The sequence below is a fragment of the Xenorhabdus thailandensis genome (assembly GCF_037996785.1).
Lineage (GTDB): Bacteria > Pseudomonadota > Gammaproteobacteria > Enterobacterales > Enterobacteriaceae > Xenorhabdus > Xenorhabdus griffiniae.
The window spans coordinates 214,658-229,865 of record NZ_JBBMXF010000012.1 but is presented as its reverse complement, the minus strand read 5'-3'; the positions used below and the strand labels follow the sequence as shown (position 1 = coordinate 229,865).

Annotated in this window: 16 protein-coding genes and 4 pseudogenes; 9 read left to right on the top strand and 11 right to left on the bottom strand. The window is 41.5% G+C overall.

Going from position 1 to position 15,208, the window contains the following annotated elements; translation table 11 throughout:
- Positions 1–59: 59 nt before the first annotated feature.
- From tnpC to tnpA (AAC853_RS11330), 3 genes and pseudogenes are all read right to left on the bottom strand, one after another.
- Positions 60–1,555: pseudogene (gene tnpC / locus AAC853_RS11340) on the bottom strand (IS66 family transposase).
- A 90-nt stretch (positions 1,556–1,645) separates the two neighbouring features.
- On the bottom strand, positions 1,646–1,978 hold the full coding sequence (gene tnpB, locus AAC853_RS11335; RefSeq protein ID WP_340614629.1) for an IS66 family insertion sequence element accessory protein TnpB: 333 nt from the start codon (positions 1,976–1,978) through the stop codon (positions 1,646–1,648).
- Complete coding sequence (gene tnpA, locus AAC853_RS11330) at positions 1,975–2,229, bottom strand: IS66 family insertion sequence element accessory protein TnpA (protein WP_340614628.1); 255 nt, start codon at positions 2,227–2,229, stop codon at positions 1,975–1,977. The genes tnpB and tnpA (AAC853_RS11330) overlap by 4 nt, the downstream gene beginning before the upstream one ends.
- 34 nt (positions 2,230–2,263) lie before the next feature.
- Here tnpA (AAC853_RS11330) and AAC853_RS11325 point away from each other — a divergent pair, with 34 nt between their 5' ends.
- On the top strand, positions 2,264–3,025 hold the full coding sequence (locus AAC853_RS11325) for an IS5 family transposase (RefSeq protein WP_340614627.1): 762 nt from the start codon (positions 2,264–2,266) through the stop codon (positions 3,023–3,025).
- A gap of 17 nt (positions 3,026–3,042) precedes the next feature.
- Here AAC853_RS11325 and tnpA (AAC853_RS17855) read toward each other — a convergent pair whose 3' ends face one another.
- Positions 3,043–3,153: an IS66 family insertion sequence element accessory protein TnpA gene (gene tnpA, locus AAC853_RS17855; protein WP_422824207.1), complete on the bottom strand. Its 111-nt coding sequence runs from the start codon at positions 3,151–3,153 to the stop codon at positions 3,043–3,045.
- A gap of 99 nt (positions 3,154–3,252) precedes the next feature.
- On the opposite strand from tnpA (AAC853_RS17855), the pseudogene AAC853_RS11320 reads away from it, so the two are divergent.
- Positions 3,253–3,372 (top strand): annotated as a pseudogene (locus AAC853_RS11320) (IS1 family transposase); the annotation flags it as partial.
- Positions 3,373–3,549: 177 nt separating this feature from the next.
- Here AAC853_RS11320 and AAC853_RS11315 read toward each other — a convergent pair.
- Genes AAC853_RS11315 through AAC853_RS11305 form a run of 3 tightly spaced genes read right to left on the bottom strand, consistent with a single transcriptional unit; the run spans position 3,550 to position 7,866 of the window.
- On the bottom strand, positions 3,550–4,488 hold the full coding sequence (locus AAC853_RS11315) for an aspartyl protease family protein (RefSeq protein WP_340614626.1): 939 nt from the start codon (positions 4,486–4,488) through the stop codon (positions 3,550–3,552).
- Positions 4,469–6,598: a peptidase domain-containing ABC transporter gene (locus AAC853_RS11310; RefSeq protein WP_340614625.1), complete on the bottom strand. Its 2,130-nt coding sequence runs from the start codon at positions 6,596–6,598 to the stop codon at positions 4,469–4,471. Before AAC853_RS11310 ends, AAC853_RS11315 begins: the two co-directional genes overlap by 20 nt.
- Positions 6,595–7,866 (bottom strand): beta-barrel domain-containing protein, encoded by a 1,272-nt coding sequence (locus tag AAC853_RS11305; RefSeq protein ID WP_340614624.1) that lies wholly within the window; start codon positions 7,864–7,866, stop codon positions 6,595–6,597. The genes AAC853_RS11310 and AAC853_RS11305 overlap by 4 nt, the downstream gene beginning before the upstream one ends.
- A gap of 297 nt (positions 7,867–8,163) precedes the next feature.
- Here AAC853_RS11305 and AAC853_RS11300 point away from each other — a divergent pair.
- Positions 8,164–9,287 (top strand): annotated as a pseudogene (locus tag AAC853_RS11300) (ISAs1 family transposase).
- Here the strand turns inward: AAC853_RS11300 and xyeB are convergent.
- The gene (gene xyeB, locus AAC853_RS11295; RefSeq protein WP_340614623.1) at positions 9,252–10,346 is read right to left on the bottom strand and encodes a cyclophane-forming radical SAM/SPASM peptide maturase XyeB; all 1,095 of its coding nucleotides are present in this window, start codon (positions 10,344–10,346) and stop codon (positions 9,252–9,254) included. The pseudogene AAC853_RS11300 and the gene xyeB overlap by 36 nt on opposite strands.
- Before the next feature lie 98 nt (positions 10,347–10,444).
- The gene (gene xyeA / locus AAC853_RS11290) at positions 10,445–10,600 is read right to left on the bottom strand and encodes a XyeA family cyclophane-containing RiPP triceptide (RefSeq protein WP_340614622.1); all 156 of its coding nucleotides are present in this window, start codon (positions 10,598–10,600) and stop codon (positions 10,445–10,447) included.
- Between the two features lie 223 nt (positions 10,601–10,823).
- Here xyeA and AAC853_RS11285 point away from each other — a divergent pair.
- The 6 genes and pseudogenes from AAC853_RS11285 to ssb all read left to right on the top strand — a co-directional run.
- Positions 10,824–11,060: pseudogene (locus AAC853_RS11285) on the top strand (DNA topoisomerase); the annotation flags it as partial.
- A gap of 9 nt (positions 11,061–11,069) precedes the next feature.
- Positions 11,070–11,306, top strand: a complete 237-nt coding sequence (locus tag AAC853_RS11280) for a topoisomerase DNA-binding C4 zinc finger domain-containing protein (protein ID WP_340614845.1) — start codon at positions 11,070–11,072, stop codon at positions 11,304–11,306.
- Positions 11,307–11,437: 131 nt separating this feature from the next.
- Complete coding sequence (locus AAC853_RS11275; RefSeq protein WP_340614621.1) at positions 11,438–11,593, top strand: hypothetical protein; 156 nt, start codon at positions 11,438–11,440, stop codon at positions 11,591–11,593.
- A 26-nt stretch (positions 11,594–11,619) separates the two neighbouring features.
- Positions 11,620–12,084, top strand: coding sequence for an STY4534 family ICE replication protein (locus AAC853_RS11270; RefSeq protein ID WP_340614620.1), 465 nt, complete (start codon positions 11,620–11,622; stop codon positions 12,082–12,084).
- A gap of 76 nt (positions 12,085–12,160) precedes the next feature.
- Positions 12,161–12,370: a hypothetical protein gene (locus AAC853_RS11265; protein ID WP_338803425.1), complete on the top strand. Its 210-nt coding sequence runs from the start codon at positions 12,161–12,163 to the stop codon at positions 12,368–12,370.
- A gap of 14 nt (positions 12,371–12,384) precedes the next feature.
- The gene (ssb, locus tag AAC853_RS11260) at positions 12,385–12,897 is read left to right on the top strand and encodes a single-stranded DNA-binding protein (protein ID WP_340614619.1); all 513 of its coding nucleotides are present in this window, start codon (positions 12,385–12,387) and stop codon (positions 12,895–12,897) included.
- A gap of 81 nt (positions 12,898–12,978) precedes the next feature.
- On the opposite strand, the gene AAC853_RS11255 is transcribed toward ssb, so the two are convergent.
- A complete protein-coding gene (locus AAC853_RS11255) occupies positions 12,979–13,659 on the bottom strand; it encodes a DUF4276 family protein (RefSeq protein WP_340614618.1) in 681 nt (226 codons plus the stop codon).
- Positions 13,652–14,758 carry an AAA family ATPase gene (locus AAC853_RS11250; protein ID WP_340614617.1) on the bottom strand — a complete coding sequence of 369 codons (1,107 nt, stop codon included), beginning with the start codon at positions 14,756–14,758 and terminating at the stop codon, positions 13,652–13,654. Before AAC853_RS11250 ends, AAC853_RS11255 begins: the two co-directional genes overlap by 8 nt.
- Positions 14,759–15,208 lie beyond the last annotated feature (450 nt).

Genomic DNA, 15,208 nt, shown 5'->3' with positions numbered 1-15,208 from the left:
CACGGACTCAAACGAATATCTCTTGCTTTTTCTGTAAGCGCCCAATTAAGCAGTCCGTTTTACATGATATCGCCCATACTCACGTTCCACGGGAGCAGATCGTTCAGAGGAGCATCGGAAGGGCGTTTAGGAAGTTCGGTAAAAATATGCCGGAAGTAAAAATAAGGATTAATATCATTGGCTCGGCAGGTCATCACCAGGCTGTATAAGTTCGCGCTCGCGAAAGCCCCCTCCGCAGAGGTAGAAAATAACCAATTTTTGCGCCCCGTCGTAAACGGGCGGATATCCCGCTCCGTTACGTTGTTATCAATGCTGATATGACCATCTTCCAGATACACAATCAGTTTCGGCCACGGGTTCAGCGTATAACTTATCGCCTTACCAATGGTACTTTTTGGTAACACCGTCCGGCTGGCCCCGGTGAGCCAGTCGTGGAAGTCTTTCAGAACAGGCTCCGCTTTTTCCTGCCGTAATCGCCGTCGCTCATCGGGACTGAGTAACCGCCCTTCCCGTTCAATGGCGTACAGCCGGGCAATAAACGCCAGTCCCTGCCCGGCTGAACTTTCTGGGCATCGGTAAATTTGCGCCGGGCATGGGCCATGCAGCCCGCCTGTCTGACTTGCTTGAGCGTATCGTAAGCCGCGTAGCCATCAGTCAGCAGATACCCGGCATAATCACCTAAAAAGTCGGCGACACAGAGCCCGCTTCTGCTTGGCTGGTAGTCGAAAATTACCGCCGGGTGAGCGGCAAACTCGCCACTGCGATACACCCACATATAGGATTTGCTTTGCGCCGGGCGATCCGCTTCGTGGAGCACCTGAACAGGCGTTTCATCCGCACAAATCAGGCGTCCATTGAGCAAGTCGGTACGCATCTGTTCGACCAGCACATGCACCTTGCGGCCTAGCTGCACACACCAGTTCGCCAGTATGCTGCGGCTGCGGCTGCGGCTAATCTCAATACCGGAACGTGCTAAAATATCAGCCTGCTGGTACAGCGGCAGTGCATCGATATATTTGGTGACAATCGCCGCCTGCGTCTCCGGGCTGGCGATCGTCCGGGGCAACAAGCTGGGTGGGGGCGGGGCTGTGATAATTTTGCTGCGGATTTCGGTTTTTTCACACTGCCGACAGGTGTATTGGGTGCGTTCGTGACGAATGACGCTCACTTTCTGCGGGACGATTTTCAAGGTTTCTGACGTTTCGGTGCCACAGGCATGCAGCGGTTCACCACAACAGTCGCAGTGCGGTGTATTCAGGGTATGACGCTGCACTTCCCGCTCTAATCCTGCAGGCAACGGTTGACGCCCTTTTCTGTGATGCGCCTGCGCCGGTTCAGGCAGGCTCGCCTGTTGTTCGGCTTCGTTGAAAGTGCCCTTGTCGGCTTTTTCGCTCTGCTTGCCAAAGCGTTTCGAGTTGCTGAGGCTGAGCTGTTCGAGCAGGTGTTGGATTTGGCTCCGTAGTTCAGCCAGTGATTCAGCCTGCGCCTGATTAATTGCCTGAAGTTGGCAAACGAGCACTTTCAGTTGGTCAATATCATCCGGCAGGTCAGTCATCATTCAGGCTCTCAGAAGGAAAACCTGAGTGTGACAGCCAAACCTGATCGTGCAAGTCTCTCTTCAGTATCAGTGTCATCGATCACACTTTTAATCCCCGCAGAGACTGATGCGCACGGGGTGAAAGAGTGCCAGCCCCGACAACAGCCAGTTCAGTTGCTGGCGTGTAATGTGTACGGTGCCGTCCGCCCCGGGCGCTGGCCATTGAAAACGGCCTTTTTCCAGTCTGCGGTAGTAGAGCCAGAAGCCGTTGGTGTCCCGTAACAGGATCTTGAGTTTATCGCGATGACGGTTACAGAAAATAAACCCGGCTTCACTGAGCGGATCCAGCCCCAGTGCGTCAACTACACTCGCCAGCCCGTCGATGGATTTTCGCAGGTCGGTCTGACCGGAAACCAGATAGATTGTGCCAACCGGTATCATTGCAGCGCCTCAATCCAGTGGCGGATCTGCGCAGAGGATAATCCGGCGGGTAACTCCGCCCGAAGTCCGTTGGGCAGGCAGAGTATGACGGTGTGCCCGGCATTCGCATGTTCTTCAACCACAACGGGATGCAGGCGTTGAGGCGCGCGCTGTTGCCGAAGTTTTTTTACCCAATAGTAAAATGTGGCCAGATTAGGGCGTGTTGACGTTTCGTGGAGGGAAGTTTGAACAGCATGATGATCTGGTATCATTGTCTTCGCGAAAAAACCATTACCCCAGCTCATCATGCCAAGAACAATGTTATCAAAATCTTTATGGAATACGCTAGCTGTATTAATGCAACAACATGGATGTATTTACCACAAAGACGCGCATTACCTGACTTTCGAAGGGATCCTTTATCGAATGAGAACGGGATGTCCGTGGCGGGATTTACCCGATGAATTTGGCAAATGGAATACGCTTTTTAAGCGCTTTAACGCCTGGTCAAAGAAAGGTGTTTTTGAATTATTATTCAAATTGTTATCTGAAAATACAGACACCGAATGGTTATTCATTGATGGGAGTATTATCCGCGCTCATCAACATAGCTCAGGGGCAGCTTCAACAGAAGATAAAGCCATCGGTAAAAGTCGAGGTGGACGTTCGACTAAAATTCATTTGGCCGTAGACAGTTATGGTTTGCCTGTCCATTTTGAGCTGTCAGGGGGTCAAACGCACGACATTGTACATGCAGAAAGTTTGGTCACCCATTCACCCGCATCCGATTTTGTGATCGCGGATAAAGGTTACGATAGCGGTACTTTCAGAGATTTCGTTGAAAAACAAGGTTCAAAAACGGTCATTCCCTATCGAAAAAATAGCCGAAAACCCGATAAAAGTATTGATGAAGTTTTATACTGTTATCGGCATTTGGTCGAAAATGCGTTTGCCAGAATAAAACATTTTCGAGCTATTGCGACAAGATACGATAAATTGGCGCGAAATTACGCCAGTATGTTGGCACTGGCGTTTGTCATTATATGGTTACCGATGTGGGTTGAGTAAATGGTGAACTCAAAACGTCAACAGCCCCTAATCTCATGGTGCTGGCAAAACGCAGCCACCGTCAGCCCGCTCTGTTTCTGGGAGTCAATGACGGCCGCCCAGTGTTGCTGTTTTTCAGTCAGTGTCATGGTGGATTACCTTATCAATAAAAGAAAACACACTATGACAAAATCTTAATCCGTCGGGTATGTGGGGTTAATTAGGCGTTTACCTTTTTCTTTGCTCTCAATCTGAATCTTCGCCAACATCTGGCAAGATTAACCCGCAAAACGTTATCTTTTTCAAAATCCATTGAAATGCATGATCGAGTGATTGGATGTTATCTGAACATTCACCACTATCAATAAATTGGAATAATGACAAAATTTTTAATTAAAACAATTAATTATGTGCATAATGTCAGTCAGAAGCATAAAGCTCCTGACTTACTGTGAAGTTATGGCGAAATAAAAAAGATCTAATGAGATTATATAATAAAATATAGTAATAATTTCATTTTCATTACATTTTGGCATTCCTACTTCTTATGAAATTTCTTTAATAAGCAATTGATTGCTAACGAAATCAATTAGTATTATGTGTTTTTTAAAGAAATTATTCCCTATTATTCCATCAGCATTTAGTTGATTAAAATCTCCATCAAGCAGCACTGAATTCAATTTGATTTTTTTCACTCCTGTATTTTCGAGTTGAAATGTCGAAGCAGTGCATCCTTCATTTTTCATGCTTTCAAGCACAGCTTGACAGGGAATATTAACTGGAACAGATTTTATCCTTTTCTTCCAAAAAATTGAAATTGTTGATGCTGTATCTAATATCATGTTGTAGCTCTTAGCATTTTGTGTGACTTTGACAATAGCTCCTTCTTGAGTAAGGATCAGTGGTAATTTGCTCCAACTATCATCCGTATTGATTCCCAATGCCTGTAAATTATCAGAAACTGATAATCTTTGGTTTTTGTAATCAACAAGAACAACTTTCCCCTTGAATAAGTCAAGTCCAATCACCATTGAGGTTGGGAGATAATTATCTGAAGTAGAAAGGCTATTATCTGAAGTGGAAGTTGTATCCTTTTGAGTTAAGCTCATCCCCCAGGGCGTTAAAGATATACCTTTAATATTATTAAACACCATACCATTTATCGAAATCTGTGGAATTTTGAACTTTTCATTAAAAAAAACCTTTCCTGCAAGATCAGTAGAGCGAAATTTTTCAGGCTCTATAACTAATCCAGAAATTTTCGAACTAACATTTTTAGATAAGTGGAGAGCTGTAGTTGAACCTGTGTCAATTATAAATGTTTGGTTTTCTCCGTTAATATTAATGTTGGCTACTGGTAAAGATTTTTTATCGAACTGAAAATTTATATGCATAACTTCCTTAAAAGCCATAGATCTTGTAGCAAACGAAGATAAGACTATAAATGCAACTACCGTGATATATTTATTTAGTGAGAAATGCATCGTTACTATCCTTTTCTTTGTTCATACTTAAGTCAAAAACTCTATCTGCCATCGCAATCATTGTAGGTCTATGAGCTACGAATATCCGGGTTATTTTTAAATCTCGTATTGCATCATTAATTTTTGTTTCATTATCAATATCTAGTGCACTGGTTGCTTCATCGAGAAATAATATCTTGGGGCGTTTGTATAATGCTCTAGCCAAAGAAATACGCTGTCGTTGTCCTCCTGATAAAGCACTTCCCATATCACCTACCAACGTTTCATACTTCATTGCCATTTCCTCTATTTCAGTATGAATCGAAGCAAGGCGGCCGCATTCATATACCCATTCATAATCGGGCTTAACGTCAAATGACGTAATATTTTCTAATACAGATCCTGCAAACAATCTATCTTCTTGTAAAACACAAGCAATATGGCTACGGTAAGTTTCAAGCCCCAATTTACGAATATCTATTCCATCCAAGTAAATTGATCCACGTTCTGGAAACATTAGTCCACCAATTGTCTTAAGAAATGTTGACTTACCACAACCTGATGGTCCGATTATGGCAATACTTTCACCAGCTTCGATAGACAGAGAAACATTTTCAAATATAGCAGGTTCTCCGTCTCCATAACGATAGCATAGGTCATTAATTTTAATGTTTCCTGTGATTTTTTCAGGGTGAGATATTTCTGTATCTATTTCATTATGTTCAGGTTCAGCTAAAGCTACTTCTGATAGCCGTTCAGTATGCATATTGACCAAACGAAGTTTAATTATTGAATCAACTACTCGTATGGTTCTATTGACGAACATATCGGAGTAAAGTAAGAAAGCAAAAAGCATACCCGTGGTTAAAATATTCCCATCAATTAGTTTAGCACCTAACCACAATATAGATGCTGTAGAGAGACCAATTAAAAATTGTGCTGCTGTTTGTGTTATTAAATCAATTTTGAAAAGGTATATTTTTGCATTGGCTTCATCAATAACCAAATTTAGCCAGTCTGATCGCCTGCGCTCTGCTAAATTAAAAATCTTAACACATGTAATCCCTCGTACTGTTTCAAGGAAATGTGACTGCTGATGGGCCCCATGTGTAATTGCTTCTAGCTTAGCTGAACGATAGGCTCGAAAAAGAAAAAATTTTAGAGAAATATATAAAATAGATATGATAACTACCACCATAGCAAGATAGGTATTGTAAACCCACATCAAAAAAAAGAGTCCCACTATCACGACAATATCCAGAAGTGCAGCTACCATCTCAGCAGTAAAAGTATCTTGTACTGCTGATAAAGAGTTAAAACGCGAGGTTATATCACCGATATGGCGCTTCTCAAAGTATGAGGTAGGAAGTCGAATCATATGGCTAAAAAGCCCAGAACTCCATTGAATACCCAGTGTATACTTAATTGACATAACTGACCAAGATCGTATGATACTAAGTAATGCTCTGAATATTAATAATCCGATAATCCCGCATACAATCACAGATACGAGATCTATGTCACTAGACCTCAAAGCAATATCTATAGTGAATTGAGCCGCCATCGGTACTACCATAGCAAGAAGTTCAATACAAAATGATAGAGCTACTATCTGAACTAAAGATCGAAATAAGCCGGATACATTTTTAAACATATCAATAAGGCGGATTGTTTTCTTCTCTGTGCGTTTCTGAAAGTCCTTATTTGGCCAGAGTTCAAGTGCAATACCTGTAAATTTTTTAGATAATTCATTAACAGAAATTTTTCTCTCGCCTTTTGCTGGATCATGGATAATTGCTCCTCGGCGTGAAAATTGCTTTAACACAACAAAATGATTAAATGACCAATGTAAAATACAAGGCATTTTCACCTGACTTAAAGAGTCAAGGTCTGCTCGAACGGGACTGGAGCCTAGTGAAAGGCAGTCAGATAATATAGTGATTTCACGTAAACTCATACCTTTCAGAGATATTTGATAATGTTTACGAATTGTTTGAATATCCATGTTCAAACCATAATAACCTGCGATCATAGCAACACAAGCAAGTCCACATTCTGTTGCTTCTGATTGCATCACCACTGGAAGTCGGTGCCGGATCGATTCAAAGTAACCTTTCATTGTGATGCTCATTCAATATCTCCAGAATTACCTTGGGTTGCGATATGAACTCTTTTTAAAGGTAATAAAATCCATTCGTAGATAGCTCTTTTTCTTATAAAAACATCTGTTTCTACTTTCATTCCAGGTCGTAATGGATATGTTTTTCCGGCTAAGATCAGATTATTGTTTTTAGGGCTAATATTAACTTGAAAATATCTTTTTTTATTATCTTCCTTTGCATCTAAAATATTTTCAACTGTTGTCGTAGAAATTGAAGTAACAATACCATCAGATTGCCCAAACCACTGGTATGGATAGGCATCAAATCGCAATTTTACAGATTGTTTCTCTCGTAATTCTCCAATGACCTCAGATGTTGAAAAAATTTCTATTTTGGGACTGCCAGAAATAGGTACAACACTTGCTAGTTCTTGAGAAGAACGAATTCTTTTCCCAACTGACCCAGTAACTCCAGTCAATTTACCGTCAATCGGAGACGTTATATAAAGTTCTCTACGTTCTTCCGTAGATACTAAATGCTGTTCTAACCGCTCAATATCCCTACGTAGCATTTCATGTGATGTTTCTAATTCAGTACGGATTGCTGATAATCTAGCTTTGATATCAATAGATTCACTCTGTAATTTAATTTTCTCTCTTTTATAAGTCTCTAACTGAATAGATGCAGTGTAATACTCGGAACGGCGTTCTACATGATCCTTCTCAAGCGCTAGTCCTCTACTAACTAATTTATTGAAAATTTCAGATTTATTAAATAGCCATGAAACTTGTTCAGTTGATTTTGAAATCAAATCATCTACTTTTTGAATCTCATCTTCTTTATTCTTAAGACTCTGAACAAGGAATTTACTTTCTTGATTGTATGCTTCTAATTTAATTTCCATTTCTCGCTTAATGGCACTTTTTTGTGATTTTAGAGAAGAAGTGATTTTGTGATTTGTATTTCCATATTCAGTTTGTGTTTCCATGTTAACTATAAAAATAACATCTCCAGCACGAACCTCTTTTCCTTCAACTGAAAAACTACGAACAATAGTTCCACTATCAGTTGCTTCTATTCTAGCAACCGCAGGATCATAAATAACTTCTCCTGTTAAACGAATTTTTTGTGTGTAGGTACCCATTATCATGAATGCGATAAGACAGGAAATAATAATAATAGCTATTATTGTCCAAACTAAGGTGCCTACGGGCATAATAACTTGTGGATTTCCTAACCAATTATTAGCTCTATGTTCTATTGCTTCAATTCTGAAAATGGATTTTTTATTCGACAATCTAAAATACACCTCAAATTTAAATAAAATATTATAAAAATTTTTAATTATCTGCCAATAGCTTTAATAATACGCTCTTCTTCAATTCCCATTTTTAAAAGATGAGCTGAAATACGGCTAAGAAGGTTTCTCATTGAATAACAATATATTGACTTCCTCTTGAATCTATCTTCATTTGAGAAACGATTAACTATACTTCCACCCAGGGTGAGAGCGTGAATTTTTTGTTAACAAAATTTAGGGTTGACGGATAAGAAAAAACATCATCTCATCCTTCTTTTTTTAGGAAGTATTCTCATGAGCATCAATGCCTTTTCTCAATATTTCAGTACGTTAACAGACCCTCGCCAGTCGTCTAAGATCAGTTATCCTTTGTTTGATATCCTTTTTCTGGCAATTACATCCATCATCGCCGGCGCGGAAGGATGGGAAGATATTGAAGATTTCGGCGAAACGTATCTGGACTGGTATCAAAAAAAATCACTTTTCCCGAATGGAATACCGGGACATGATTCTATCGCTCGACTTATTTCTCGTCTCAATCCTGTTGAGTTTCAGCACTGTTTTATCCAGTGGGTTCAAGGGATTAATGAACGTTCTGAAGGGGAAATTATCGCCATTGACGGGAAAACATTGCGGGGAACTTATCACGGCAAGGATCGGCAGTCGATGTAAGTGCGTTTGCCACCCAGAATGGCGTTGTGATGGGGCAATTGAAGACAGACAAAAAGTCCAATGAAATCACTGCGATCCCTAAATTACTCCGTTTGCTGGATATCAAAGGCTGCCTGATAACGATTGATGCGATGGGATGTCAAACGAAGATTGCGGAACAAATTGTGCAGCAAGAAGGTGACTATCTTCTGGCGGTGAAAGGCAATCAGGAAACGCTGTATCACGCCGTCAAGAAGGCGTTGTCTGCGCAAGTCTCAGCAGTGAGTCATGCCGAAAATATCACGATAGAACAAGGGCATGGTCGTATAGAAGCGCGTGAATATCATGTATTGTCTGCACAAGCGTTATCTCAACCATTTCCTGAATGGAAAAACTTAAAAAGCATCGGCGTAGCAATCGGGTATCGAATTAATAATAAAGGAAAAGAGTCGCTCGATTATCGTTATTACATCAGTTCAGCGGAGCTAAACACGGATAAATTTGCGACCGCTGTCAGGAGCCATTGGGGGATCGAAACACGATTACATTGGGTTCTTGATGTCACTATGGGAGAAGATGCTTGCCTTATCCATCGGGGAGAATCGGCTGAAATATTGGGATGTATGCGTCATATCAGTGTCAATATGTTGCGGGCAGAAACAACCAAAAAAGCGAGTATTCGCCGAAAACAACGGCTTGCGAGCATGGATATTAACTATCTGGACAAGGTATTAGTCGCAGGATTTACGGTGTTGGGCAAGAAGTGAGCATTCACGCTCTTGCCCTGTACTTCCACCTGCACAAATATTTTCCCAAATACAATTTTTGCATTCAGTAGGTAAAGATTGTCCTATAGATATATATTCCTGAAATTGTGGACTATTAAATATGTCTGATAAACCGATCTCAGAAATATGGCCAATGATATCAAAAATCTTGTCAGATGTTGATCTAAGGGTATCATCTACACGGATAAATCCACCTGAGCCGATAGTAAAAGCATACATTCCTGTAAGATTTGAATTATGTCCTAAAAATCCAATATTTTCTGCACCAAGAAGATTAGCCATATGAGCACCAAAAAGGCGTACAAAAATTTTTGGATTATTATCATTTACCCATTCATCTAACGCCTCATTTAGAAAGCGCCCAACTCCAACTGGATCAGTGTGGGTATCTTTGTAACAATCATCAGGCAAAAGAAAATCAAAGTTATATACGCCTAGATTATCAACAAAGTGCCTATATATTTCTGCGCCGTTTGCTTTGGCATTAGCCACACTTAAAATACTCGGAGATGACGGAAGCCGACCTTCTTTATAGGCATTTTGTAGCATATGGAGACCACGAACAGTCCCTTCGTAAGTACTGCGCCCTTTTCTATCTAAGCGATGACGATCATTAATATGTTTTGGTCCATCAATAGAAACACTCACATTTACAGAGTATTTTTCAAATATGTCTATCCATTCATCATCCACGAGAATGCCGTTAGTCTGTAATGCAAATTGCATTTTAAGGCCAAAGTAATTACCAGAGATTAAGCGATCACACATACTGGAAAATTGTTGTTTCTTCATCATAAGAGGTTCTCCTCCATGAAAAGCAATTTGCAGAGTATCAATATCATATTCTCGACTTGCTCTCTGAAAGAAATTAACTAAATGATTAATATTTTCATCAGATATTCTAGCGGGGCTATCATCAGCTGCTGAATTTCCTTTATTGAATACATAGCAATAATCACAGTTAATATTACATCTTTCACTTATTTTTAGTATTATTTCAAGGCGTTTTATTTTTTTATTTATTAATTGACTCATCATTGCTTGAAACTCCGCTTTTTTATCTTGTCATTATCACATAAAAAACCAAATCCAATCGAATTAAGCGGGGGTTTATTTACCCCCGCTTAATTAATTAATTAAAAACTTTTTGACCATTTTAAATAAATTTCTCCACCTGCACCTGAAACTTTATCCAGAAGATCTTCTGCTAAAGTTTGTGGTTGGCTTTGTTTGATATCTGAATTTTTAATTTCAGTTTTAGTGTCATTTATTTCTTTATTCAAAATAGACATAAGTTAATCCTCTAATGATTTTTGGATACCAAGAAGTGGTATCCTTCGATAAAGAAAACATCATTAATAAACGCAATGAAAAACAACCAAAAAATTAACAAGATATAACAAAAATTATAATTCGGAACGGAGCATAAAAATATAAAGTTAATACAATCACTTTGTGATACTAATAAAAAATAATTAATAACATAATATAAATAAGCTTTCAATGGACTGAGTGATGCGAATCATAGCACCAATACCCCGAAATGAACGACGTCAGATGAAAAAATTTATTCATAAAACCCGGGACACCCTGTTTAAACGCCAGCTGATTGAGCGGAAAAAGAAAGCGATCCACGCAACGCCTTTGGCGCAGGAACTGATTGCCGGATTGCCAGAGGTATTGACCAATCCGGGCATGACCGCGTTATGGGAGCAGTCGCTGGAGGATATTGCGCAGGGCAAAGCGTCGCTGGCCGTTTTTATGCAAAAACAGGCGCAGTGGCTTGTGCATTTAGTCGAGCGGGGCAAAGCACAGCCGTTACATCTGACGTTACCAAAAACCCCCGAATGCCCGAACTGTGGCGGCCGGATGCGGCAACGGCAGGGAAAAACCACGCCGTTTTGGGGTTGTGTGAACTATCCGGCCTGTAAAGGGATGCTGAATGACAAAGCGGTCACGCAATCGCGCAAAGCCCGGCGGGCAAATCAACGGACATGAAGATCTGGTTGTTGATTGACGTGTTGATGGGATGCTTTAAGAATCAACCTGTTTCTTAAATGATCGGTGAGCCTGTAACGATCGCCTCCGGGTGGCTGTAAAACTCCCGTAGCCTGAAAGGGAGTGCCTCAATGCGGTACATCTGCCCACCTTTGGAAGCAGATATTGTCAGTCCAACGGCAATGAAGGTTCATTATTCTTTATCAGAACGTCAGCAACGTCACTGTCTGACACCCGGCGGGGAAAATCATTCCCGTCAGGGACAGGATTTTCTCCGTTGCACCTGATTCTTTAACTCCATGGAGAAAATCATATGTCTGAGAACGCAACTTCATTAACCAAAAATGACTATTTCAACCTGAATATTAAGGGACTCGGCTATTTGAATCATATCCGCCATGTCAGCACGGCCAATGGCACGTTCCTGAGCTGCGTGATCAATGCGTTAAATGGCCCGAGTGATAATCCGGTCTATGTGCGTTTTGATATTACTGTTGTCGGCAAGGAGGCGACCAGTTTGATTGCCCGTTGCCAGAAATCGGTGGATGAGGACAAAAAAGTATTACTGGGGTTTACCTTAAGTAATCCTTCCACCGATATTTTTACCCTGAAACGCGGGGATCATGCCGGTGAACAGCGCGTCAGCCTGAAAGCCCGTCTGATTAAGGTGGACTGGATTAAAATCGGTCAGGACAAAGTGTATCAAACCGAACAATCCGATTCGATGCCGCCACAAAATGGGGTCGCGCAAATCGAATATGCAGAAAACTCTTTCTGATATTTGTTATCTCTCTGACCTGCCCTGAATCGTCGTATTCAGGGCAGGTCTCTTTCTCAAATAACAGGATACAGCTATGAATGTTGCACCAATTGGTTTGCTGGCACTGCAATATTGTCATAAGCAATTACCGTTAACGGTGTTGCAAACCCGTGCGGGCTTTTATATCGGCACGATAGAAGGCGGGGTGCCTTGCTCCCGTGAGTCTAGGGAATATTTTGCCCGCCGAGAACAGGCGGAGTTTGCCCTGAAACAAGGGCGCTGGACACAACGTCAGTCATCGTAACAGAGAGGAAATATATGTCTTCACGTGGAATTAACAAGGTGATTTTAGTCGGAAATTTGGGACAAGATCCGGAAATCCGTTACCTACCCACGGGCGGCGCTGTGGCAACACTGTCACTGGCGACCTCGGAAAGCTGGCGCGATAAACAAACGGGCGAATTGCGGGAAAAAACCGAATGGCACCGGGTAGTGATCTTCGGTAAATTAGCGGAAATTGCGGCGGAATACCTGCAAAAAGGTGCTCAGGTTTACATTGAAGGCCAGTTGCAAACGCGCAAATGGCAGGACCAACAGGGGCAGGATCGCTATTCAACCGAAGTGGTGGTGAGTGTGAATGGCACGATGCAGATGCTGGGCGGTCGTGGCGAGGCAAAACAGGCGGCGGCTCAGCAGACTGGGCATAAGCCAGCACCGAAGCCACAATCTTCTAAACCCGCCAATAAGGAAAGAAAGGCGATTCCGGTAGAACAACCTGCTGCGTTACAGGAAGAGGAGGAAATAGACTGGGGAGATGAGATCCCGTTCTGAGTGGTTAAACTTATTGCCCTGTTATCGCAGGGCTTATTCGTCTTATTCGTATTAAATATATTCGAAATGCCATCTGCATATTTAAGTTGTTATCAATCGTTCAAGCTGACATAGCCACTCGTTGAATAAGGGACATTTTTCTCTCATTTTAGGAATGCCTATTTTCTCGGCAATAGCTATCCCTGTTGTCGTCTTGGCAAAGGTTCCATTTGCCGACCATTTCTCCAATCTCTTTGACGGCGCCGTTTGTGGGCTATTGTTAATTGATTCCGGTTCCCTGCATTCTCGAAGAACTTGCTCTACTTCCTGTACATGAATATTTAATTCATTGGCAAGTATTTCTTTGTCACTAAAAAGTAAAGCTTCAAACTCATGCATGACGATGTACGGAATAAAGCGTTCATCAGCTCTCTGCGCTAATAGGCATTGACGGATTTCATTCTGTGTTGACAGATGCAGATGTTCAGCGATTTGTCTCGGTTCCCATTGTCTATTTAACGTTTCTAATCCTGGCCATTCATGGGTACCATAATAATCAATAAATGTTGTGACATAGGTATCCGGACGCTGTTTCAAGTGTATCTCAATGTCTTTCTTGACTCTCGAAAAACGTACATCGCCGCCTTTTTGACCGGGTTTGGAAACCTGGGTTGCAGAAATGAAAATCATTTTCTCAGCCAGATAAGGTTGAAGCATTTTTTCAATAAATATTTGTTCTGTTTTACCTTCAACGATAGCCATAACTTCGACGTAATTACTCATAAGTTGGCCCTCCGGCGATGACGTTTTTAGCCCATAATTCACCGAGTGAATAATTTTCGAGCCATTGAGAGAAATCTTTCTCATTTAAACGTTCAAAGCTTGAAGCACCCTGTTTACGATTTACGATGACAATATCTTCGGCAGAGAATTGATCGATTAAAATAGGGGATTGAGTGGCAATAATGACTTGGGTACGTTGAGCTGCTTGCTGGATTAGCTCGGCAAGGATCACAATAGCCGCAGGGTGCAGGCCCAGCTCAGGTTCATCAATAATAATTGTCGATGGCGGGTTGGGTTGTAATAATGCCGTTGCCAGACAAATAAAGCGTATTGAACCATCGGATAAATGATAAGGCTGCATCGGATAATCTGAGCCTTTTTGCATCCAGCTTATGTTAACTTCTTCTTTTAAGCCACTTTGACGCGGTTCCAGAATGAAGCTATCAAAGAACGGGGTGACTAACCTGATGGCATTCACAATCGACTTATATTCGCTTGGTGCATCGTTTTTGAGTTTTAATAAGAACGCCCCAATGTTAGAGGCATCTGTGCGTAATGTTTTATTATCCTGAATAATTTCATATTTTCGCATGCCAGCCGTCGCACTGGTGTCGTGAAAATGATAAATCTGCCAGGAAGCGATGGCATCATAGACCGGTTTTGAATACGGTGCATCAGGGGAATTTTTCTCGATTTCAGCGACCATTCTGGATCTGCCATCATCACTATCTCCCAGTGACCACCATCCGGCAGTATCTTTTGCGTAATAACAAGCTTCATCTTCAATCGCGCAGCCATCTGCTGGTGTGGGGACTAATTTAAAGCGAAATCCTCTTTCCCCGAAGCGTGTTTCAAACTCCATTTTCTGCGTGACCTTATTGCCATTAAAGAGTAAATCGTCAGCGCCACCATTATCGCGTATATAGCGATTTAATGTACCGTCTATTAATGTCCGCAGCATTTTAAAAAAGGAGATCAAATTACTTTTACCTGCGCCGTTAGCGCCAACAATCACGTTTAAGTTTTTAAGTTCAAATTCACTCAGCTCATGGATTGATTTAAATCCTTTAATCGTGAGCTTGTCTAAAGACGTGGTCATATCGCCTCCTTTGAAATGCTTTACTTCAGTATCAGATAAGGGGATAACTATCGATGGCAGAGCATGCATCAAGACAGTTATATTCAATGTTAACATAACCTGCTGATGGCTGGGGACTATTCTCTGAATCCAGCGTTTCTTTGGTTATGCTTATCGTTAGAGCTTAATGGCTTCGATTTTGGTTTTAGCGTTGTTGAATAAAGCTAGGTATCCAGTATGCTGGGAAACTGAATTGATGAGTACTAATAACTTAATTTACTTATTAAACTTATCTGTTCGATTATTGAATTCGATAACTCAATCGGTTAAAGTGAAAAAGCTATCGGCAAAATCCGATAGTGAGGAATCTCAGGCCTCATAAGTTCTCCACTGGTAGGAAGTTTCTACCAGTGTGTCTGCTATCGCCCCTTCAATGGCGGTTCAGGCGGGGGAGACTAACGTCTCGCCGGT